Origin of the sequence: Actinoplanes sp. NPDC048791, from assembly GCF_040650095.1 — a bacterium.
In the GTDB taxonomy this organism is placed as follows: domain Bacteria; phylum Actinomycetota; class Actinomycetes; order Mycobacteriales; family Micromonosporaceae; genus Actinoplanes.
On record NZ_JBEZGQ010000552.1, the window covers coordinates 1 to 5648 of the forward strand.

7 protein-coding genes are annotated in these 5648 nt (G+C 71.9%); 4 read left to right on the plus strand and 3 right to left on the minus strand.

All coding sequences use genetic code 11. The annotated features are described in order from the left end of the window. Positions 1-578, minus strand: a 578-nt coding sequence (locus tag AB0C29_RS30775; protein ID WP_360827447.1) for an isochorismatase family protein, incomplete at its 3' end; no start/stop codon positions are given. A gap of 296 nt (positions 579-874) precedes the next feature. On the opposite strand from AB0C29_RS30775, the gene AB0C29_RS30780 reads away from it, so the two are divergent. Next, a complete protein-coding gene (locus tag AB0C29_RS30780; protein WP_360827465.1) occupies positions 875-1144 on the plus strand; it encodes a helix-turn-helix domain-containing protein in 270 nt (89 codons plus the stop codon). Here the strand turns inward: AB0C29_RS30780 and AB0C29_RS30785 are convergent, their stop codons facing one another. Further along, positions 1145-2239 (minus strand): tartrate dehydrogenase, encoded by a 1095-nt coding sequence (locus tag AB0C29_RS30785; RefSeq protein ID WP_360827450.1) that lies wholly within the window; start codon positions 2237-2239, stop codon positions 1145-1147. Beyond that, on the minus strand, positions 2236-2925 hold the full coding sequence (locus AB0C29_RS30790; RefSeq protein WP_360827453.1) for a GntR family transcriptional regulator: 690 nt from the start codon (positions 2923-2925) through the stop codon (positions 2236-2238). Before AB0C29_RS30790 ends, AB0C29_RS30785 begins: the two co-directional genes overlap by 4 nt. Before the next feature lie 95 nt (positions 2926-3020). Here AB0C29_RS30790 and AB0C29_RS30795 point away from each other — a divergent pair, with 95 nt between their 5' ends. The 3 genes from AB0C29_RS30795 to AB0C29_RS30805 all read left to right on the plus strand — a co-directional run. Further along, positions 3021-4289: an MFS transporter gene (locus tag AB0C29_RS30795; protein WP_360827456.1), complete on the plus strand. Its 1269-nt coding sequence runs from the start codon at positions 3021-3023 to the stop codon at positions 4287-4289. 11 nt (positions 4290-4300) lie between these two features. Then, the gene (locus tag AB0C29_RS30800) at positions 4301-5242 is read left to right on the plus strand and encodes a phosphoglycerate dehydrogenase (protein WP_360827459.1); all 942 of its coding nucleotides are present in this window, start codon (positions 4301-4303) and stop codon (positions 5240-5242) included. 5 nt (positions 5243-5247) lie between these two features. Beyond that, positions 5248-5648: hypothetical protein (locus AB0C29_RS30805; protein WP_360827462.1), on the plus strand; the 401-nt coding region annotated here is incomplete at its 3' end.

The following is a 5648-nucleotide window of genomic DNA, read 5'->3' on the forward strand; positions in this document are numbered from 1 at the left end:
GCGCGGCCGGCGCTGGCGGCGCCGGACCAGGTCGCGGTGTCGGCGACGGCGGCGAAGTTGGAGTTGAACAGGGTCATGAGCGTGGTGTGCACCGTCTTCGCGTCGGCGAACCCGGCGTCGTTGGCGATGTTGATCGCCCCGGTGGCGTCGGAGAGCACCTCGGCGGTCAGGCCGTGGGTCTCGGCCTCGGCGGCGGAGGCCAGCACGCAGTTGTTGGTCATGTAGCCGACGAGCGTGACGGTGTCGATGTCGCGCTCCCGCAGCCAGGACAGCAGGTCGGTGCCGGCGAACACGGTGCCGTACTGCTTGACGACCGACTTCCACTCGCCGGTGCGGCGGCTCTCGACCGCCGGGTGCAGCTGAAAGCCGGGCCGGGTCGGATTGAACAGCGGCGCGCTGTCGCCCATCGTGTGCTGCACCGCCACGACGGGGATGCCCGCGGCGGTGGCCGCGTCGATCGCCCGGGTGATCTGCGGCAGCGAGTCGGCGTGCGGCGGATACCGGATCTCCAGCGGGCCGCCGAAGTAGTCCTGCTGCACGTCGATGACGATGAGGGCGCGACGCGGTGCGGTGGTCATGGCTGGTGCACTCCTTGCTGTCGATGCCGCCGTTTCGACGACGACACCTCGAGTCTCCACTCCCCGACCACCTCAGGCCATTGGCACAAGTTGGCAGGCCGTCGACATGCTCGCCGCCCGCCACCGCGACGTCGACGTCGACGCCTCCGTGCTGTACATCGACCACGGCGACGTACTGACCTCCGCCGGCACCGCCTCGGCGATCGACGCCTGTCTGCACCTCGTCCGCAGCAGGCTGGGCGCTGCGGCACCTGGCGGAACCCCTGCCGGTCGAGCGGCTCGCCGACGTCACCCTCCTGAGCCGGCGTACGTTCATCCGGGCTTTCCGGGCCTCCACCGGCGTCACCCCGGCGGTGTGGGTCCGGCGCCGGCGCCTCGACGAGGCTCGCCGGCTGCTGGAGTCGACCGACCTGGCGATCGACCAGATCGCCGCCGCCTGCGGCTTCGGCAGCACGGTCACCATGCGACAGTGCTTCGCCGCGGCCTTCGACACCTCACCGTCGGAGTACCGCCGACGGTTCGACGCCCGAAACGCGGGCGGCGAGGGCGTGGGCACCACTCCCTGATCATCGGTTGCCGGGCCGTTCGCGGACCCGCTCGGCGATCGCCCGGCCCAGCTCGGCTGTCGTACCGGTGCCGTGCAGATCGGGGGTCAACGGCGCCCCCTGCGGCCCGTACGCCAGGACGTCCTCGACCGCGCCGAGCAGGTGCGCCGCCGCTTCCGGGTGGCCCAGGTGCTCGAGCATCATCGACCCGCACCAGATCTGGCCGACCGGGTTGGCGATGCCCCGCCCGGCGATGTCCGGGGCGGAGCCGTGCACCGGTTCGAACAGGCTCGGGTGCTCACGTTCGGGGTTGATGTTGGCGCTCGGGGCGATGCCGAGCGTGCCGGTGCAGGCCGGGCCGAGGTCGGACAGGATGTCGCCGAACAGGTTGCTGGCCACCACGACGTCGAACCAGTCGGGGTGCAGCACGAACTGCGCCGCCAGCGCGTCGATGTGGAACTTGTCGAGCCGTACGTCCGGGAACTGCTCGCCCATCGCCGCCACCCGTTCGTCCCAGTACGGCATGGTGATGGCGATGCCGTTGCTCTTGGTCGCCGACGTGAGGTGCTGCTTCGGGCGGCGGCGCGCCTGCTCGAAGGCGAAGCGCAGGACGCGGTCGACGCCGACGCGGGTCATCACCGTCTCCTGGAGCACGGTCTCGCGTTCGGTGCCTTCGAAGATGCGCCCGCCGACACTGGAGTACTCGCCCTCGGTGTTCTCCCGTACGACGACGAAGTCGATGTCGCCCGGCTCCCGGTCGGCCAGGGGGCTGCGGACGCCGGGCATGAGCCGGCAGGGGCGCAGGTTCACGTACTGGTCGAAGACCCGCCGGATCTGCAGCAGGCTGCCCCAGAGGGACACGTGGTCGGGGACGACCGACGGCCAGCCGACCGCTCCGAAGTAGATGGCGTCGTACCCGCGCAGCGTCTCCTCCCAGCCGGGCGGCAGCATCGTCCCGTGCCGCTGCCAATGATCGGCGCTGGCGAAGTCGAAGTGGTCGAAGTCGAGCCGCAGCCCGAAGTGGTCGGCGGTGGCCCGCAGCGCCTCGATCCCGGCCGGGACGACCTCCTGGCCGATGCCGTCGCCGGGGATGACGGCGATGCGGTGCGCGGTCATCGCGCCTCCCGCAGCGCCGCGAGGCCGCCCTGCGAGTCCTCGAGGGCGATGCGTTCCGCGGCGGCGGAGTCGCCGGCGCGCAGCGCGCGCACCAGGGCGCGGTGGCTGGTGTAGCGCTCCAGGCCGAAGGTCTGGTCCTCTGCGACCCGCCGCAGCAGCAGCTCGCGGCGCTGCGGCCGGGAGAACACCCGGCTCTGCTCGAGCATCCGGATGAGCACGGGGTTGTGGGCGCAGGCGTCCACGGTGTCGTTGAACTCCTGCATGGTGTCCAGGAGCGCGGTGAGGTGCCGTTCCGACGGCTGTCCCGGGTGACCGCGTTCCTTGAGCAGGATCAGCAGGTCGTCGGCCCGGTCGAGGATCGCGTCCAGGGCGTCGAGCTGGGCGGCGGTGGCGTGCCGGGCGGCGAAGCGGGCCACCAGGCCGCGCAGGCCGACCTCCACCTCCGCGAGGTCGTCGATGGCGGCATCGCGGATGGCGGCGACCCGCACCGTACGGGGGCCGATCCGCTCGATGAGCCCGTCGAGCTCCAGGCGGCGCAGCGCTTCGCGGACCGGGGTCGGGCTGATCGTCAGCCGCTCGGCCATGCCGCGCTCGGTGACCTTGTCCCCCGGAGCGAGCTCGCCGGTGGCTATCGCGCTGCGAAGCTGACGGTACGCCTGGTCGGACAGCGTCTGGGTGGCAGTCATGAGGGCACTTTACCGCCTGCCATGGCAAACTTGCATGCAACTGTTGACGGTTTTGCCATAGCAAATTAGCGTGACGCCCGACACGTGGAGGCAACATGGCCGTTACGCTGCGGGACAGCACGGTGTCCCATCGGAAGATCACGTTCTTCATCGCCCTGACGCTGTTCGCGCAGGAGTCGACCTGGAACTTCTACGACAACCAGGTGCCCGTGCTGCTGCGCGAGCACGTCACGAGCGCGGCGGTCGTCGGCCTGCTGATGGGCATGGACAACCTGCTGGGCATCTTCATCCAGCCCTGGATCGGCAACCGGTCGGACAACACCCGGACCCGGTGGGGACGGCGGGTGCCGTACCTCGCGGTGGGCATGCCCCTGGCGGCGGTGCTCTTCGCGTTCCTGCCCTGGACCACGTCGCTGGTCACGCTGGTCGCCGTGATGTTCCTGTACGCGCTGGTCGTCAACACCATCCGGCCGCTGGCCGAGTCGATGATCCCGGACTTCCTGCCGCCCGAGCGGCGCAGCCGGGCCAACGCCGCCGTGAAGATCGCGGCCGCGCTGACCATCATCGTGGCCGCGCTGATCAGCCTCTTCGTCATCGACGAGCATCCCCGGGGGGCGTTCGTCATCCCCGCGGTGATCCTGCTGCTCGTCACGGTGGTGCTGGTCGCGAAGGTCCGCGACAGCCGGTCGGCCGCGTACCAGGCCGCACTGGCCGAGGACGCGGACGCCGCTCACGACGAGGCGCGGGTGCCGTTCCGCCGGGTCATCACCGATCTCGTCACCGACAGCGACCGCCGGCGGCTCCTGCTGCTCCTGACGGTCCTGCTCTTCGGCGGAGCGTGGTTCGCTTCCCGGTCGCTCGTCACCCCGTACGGGATGGAGGCCCTCGGCCTGACCCGCGGTGAGGCCGGCGGGCTCACCCTGCCCAGCGGCATCGCCTTCCTGCTGGCGGCCTACCCGGCCGCGCTGTGCGCCGAGCGCTTCGGGCGGCTACGCACCATGGGGGCCGGCATCATCATCTTCGCCGCCGCGATGGCGGCCGGCGCAGCCGTCCAGACCGCCACCGGGACGGTCGTCGCCTTCTGCGTCGCGGCCGTCGGCGCCGCCGGCTTCATGATCAACGCGGCCGTCGCCCTGTGGAACCTGGCGCCGTCCAGCCGGGTGCTCGGCGCCTACACCGGCCTGTACGCGGTCACCTGGTACCTCGGCGGCTTCGGCGGCCCGGCTCTCATCGGCGCCGTCGTCGACCTCACCGGCTGGGACTGGATGTTGCTGGACATCGGGATCCTCGCCGCGCTGGCCGTCCTCGTCGTCATCCGCCTCGGTCGCCTGCACCGGGACCGCGGCACCCCCATCCTCACCTGATCCGGAGTCCGATGCCCACCGTTCTGATCACCACCGATTACCTCACCCCGGGCGACGAGGTGGATGCCTTCCTCACCGGGCAGGGCTTCACCATCCGGCACGACCCGATGCGGGGACCGCGCCGGCCCGAGCAGCTGATCGCGGCCCTGGCCGGCGTCGAGGGCGCCCTGATCGCCAACGAGCCGATGTCGGAGCAGGTGCTGCGCGCGGCGCCCGAGCTGCGCGCCGTCGTGCGCACCGGCGTCGGCTACGACTCCGTCGATGTCGCGGCCGCCACCCGGCTCGGCATCAGCGTGAGCAACCTGCCGGGCATCAACAGCAACGCGGTGGCCGAGTACACCATCGGGCTGCTCCTGGCCCAGGCCCGGAACCTCGTGCCGATGGCCGCCGGGGTCGCCGCCGGCGCCTGGCCCCGCCGCGACGGGCACGAGCTGCGCGGCAAGATCCTCGGGCTGATCGGCCGGGGCGCCGTGGCCCGCCGGGTGGTGCCGCTCGCCCAGGCGTTCGGCCTGACCGTGCTGGGCACCGGCGAGCTGCCCGGGCCCGCCGTCCTGGTCACGCTGGACGAGCTGCTGCAGCGGTCCGACTTCGTCTCGGTCCACACCGCGCTGACCCCGCACACCCGGCACCTCATCGACGCGGCCGCGCTGAGCCGGATGAAACCGGGCGCCCACCTGATCAACACCGCGCGCGGGCCCATCGTGGACACCGCGGCCCTCGCCGAGGCCGTCCGTTCCGGGCGCCTCGCGGGTGCGGCCCTCGACGTCGTGGACGTCGAACCGCTACCGGCCGACAGCGTCCTGCGCGGTGTCGACGGCATCACCGTCTATTCGCACATGGCCGGGCAGACCGCCGAGGCCCGCCTGGCCGCCGGGCTGGAGGGCGCCGAGGAGCTCGTCGCCGCCCTGGCCGGCCACCCCCGGTCAGCCGTCAACCCCGTGACCCCGAGATGAGGATCATGACTGAAAACCGTGATTCCGTACGCGTGCTGGCGCCCAGCGGCATGCTCGGCGGCGGCTTCCCGCCCGAGACCATCACCCGCGGTCTGGACCTCGGCGCCGACGTCATCACCGTCGACGGCGGCTCGACCGACTCCGGCCCGTACTATCTCGGCTCCGGCACCGCCAAGACCGCCGCCGCGGCCGTCGCCCGCGACCTGCGCCTGCTGCTGCGCGCGGCGGCGACCGCCGGCATCCCGCTGATCGTCGGCTCCTGCGGCACCAGCGGCACCGACTCCGGCGTCGACTGGGTCGCCGGCATCACCCGCGAGATCCTGGCCGAGGAGGGGCTGAACCTACGGGTGGCCACCATCTACAGCGAACAGCAGGCCGCCGGCCTCAAGGAACACCTCGACGCCGG

Bases quoted from the DNA above. Each gene is read 5' to 3' on its own strand.
- AB0C29_RS30800 (WP_360827459.1), top strand. From the start codon at position 4,301: ATGCCCACCGTTCTGATCACCACCGATTACCTCACCCCGGGCGACGAG.
- AB0C29_RS30795 (WP_360827456.1), top strand. From the start codon at position 3,021: ATGGCCGTTACGCTGCGGGACAGCACGGTGTCCCATCGGAAGATCACG.
- AB0C29_RS30790 (WP_360827453.1), bottom strand. From the start codon at position 2,925: ATGACTGCCACCCAGACGCTGTCCGACCAGGCGTACCGTCAGCTTCGC.
- AB0C29_RS30785 (WP_360827450.1), bottom strand. From the start codon at position 2,239: ATGACCGCGCACCGCATCGCCGTCATCCCCGGCGACGGCATCGGCCAG.